At 43.7% G+C, this 1,653-nt stretch carries 2 protein-coding genes; both read left to right on the top strand.

The window, feature by feature from the left end; translation table 11 throughout:
* Window positions 1-190: 190 nt before the first annotated feature.
* The gene (locus G603_RS0115675; RefSeq protein WP_035793641.1) at window positions 191-628 is read left to right on the top strand and encodes an HTH domain-containing protein; all 438 of its coding nucleotides are present in this window, start codon (window positions 191-193) and stop codon (window positions 626-628) included.
* 2 nt (window positions 629-630) lie between these two features.
* Window positions 631-1,605 carry an IS3 family transposase gene (locus tag G603_RS20730; RefSeq protein WP_051197486.1) on the top strand — a complete coding sequence of 325 codons (975 nt, stop codon included), beginning with the start codon at window positions 631-633 and terminating at the stop codon, window positions 1,603-1,605.
* Window positions 1,606-1,653 lie beyond the last annotated feature (48 nt).

The raw sequence follows: 1,653 nt of genomic DNA, 5'->3' as shown, positions 1-1,653 counted from the left end.
TAAAATGTACCCATAAAAATGGACACATGACCTTTCTGAAATCTCACTTTTCGGACACCATCTTTCATCCTTTTGGAAGTGGCATCCCCGTAAAGTGGACACGGTTTTTATGGAAAACCCCGTTTTCTGGACACAGCATCTCACGTTTGTGTCCAGATGTTGTAAAATACAATCAATTGGAGGTTATATCATGCTAAGCAATCACAAAAAATCCACATTCACTCCAGAACAGATTGAGACTTTGGCTGCCAATCAGTTTACTGCAAAAGTAAACGCCCGCCAGATCATCTTTACTCTGGAATTTAAAAACATTTTCCTGTCACGCTATGAGCAGGGCGATACCAGTATCGAAATATTCGAGTCCTGTGGATACGACACGGAAATTCTTGGTCGTACCCGTATCTACGGCTTTGCCAGAAGGCTCCGAGAACTGGTAGAATCCGGCAGACCTCTTACAGAGGACTACTCCAATGCTAAAGCAAAAGCACCCGAGAACACAGACTACAACACCATGCCTTCGCAGCTTTCCATTTCTGCTATGCAGCGTGAGCTCGTTTATCTTCGCCAGCAGGTTGATTTTCTAAAAAAAATTACCGAGCTGGGCAACGACAAAAAGCCGAGGAATTGATTATGGATAAACCAAGTGCTAAATACGAGGTCATCCATGAAATCATATCCATGGAGGGCAATCTCCAAAATATCAAGGAACTCTGTGCCATCGCAGGCGTTTCACGCTCCGGCTACTACAATTGGGTTGCTTCTGCTGACAAACGTGCCGAGAAGGAAGCTGCGGACAGAGCCGATTTTGAACTTATCCTTCAAGCCTATCAGTTCAGAGGATACGATAAAGGCATCAGAAGCATTCATATGCGACTTCTTCATATGGATCCACCGGTTCTTATGAACCTCAAGAAGATCCAGCGACTAATGCACAAATACGGGCTCAAATGCCCCATCCGTAAAGCGAACCCTTACCGCCGTATGGCTAAAGCGCTTAAAACGGATGCTGTGGCTGATAACCTCCTTAAAAGGGAGTTTAAGGAACATGGCCCTCGCAAGGTACTACTAACAGATATCACTTACATCCCTTGCTGCGGTGTGTTCTTCTATCTTTCAGTAATCAAGGATGCCTATACTATGCAAATCCTCGCTTATGTACTGAGTGAATCCCTCGAGCTTGACTTTGTTCTTGAAACTGTCAACATCCTGATTGATAGCCACGGAGCCACTCTGGATGACGAAACCCTTATCCATAGTGATCAAGGCTGTCACTATACCAGCAAAAAGTTCCGTGAAATTGTAAAGGATTCTAATCTTCGCCAATCCATGTCCCGTCGTGGTAACTGCTGGGACAATGCTCCTCAGGAAAGCTTCTTCGGTCACATGAAAGATGAGATCATGGATAAGATAGCCCTTGCCGAATCCTTTAACGATGCCAAAACCATCATCGATGACTACATGGATTACTACAACAATGATCGTGGCCAATGGCAACTATCTAAGCTGTCACCTAACGAATACTATGAGTACTGTATAACTGGTAAATACCCTCTTATCACTTACTCATCCATTGATGACAATGGTCATCTTCCAAGAGACAAATAACTATGCTTTTATGCTTTTAAATTTGTCCTTGACAAAGGGTACACTTTA

Origin of the sequence: Butyrivibrio sp. AE3006, assembly GCF_000424165.1 — a bacterium.
In the GTDB taxonomy this organism is placed as follows: domain Bacteria; phylum Bacillota; class Clostridia; order Lachnospirales; family Lachnospiraceae; genus Butyrivibrio.
Note: the sequence above shows the minus strand (reverse complement) of the source record. Positions and strands in the feature narration are given on the sequence as shown.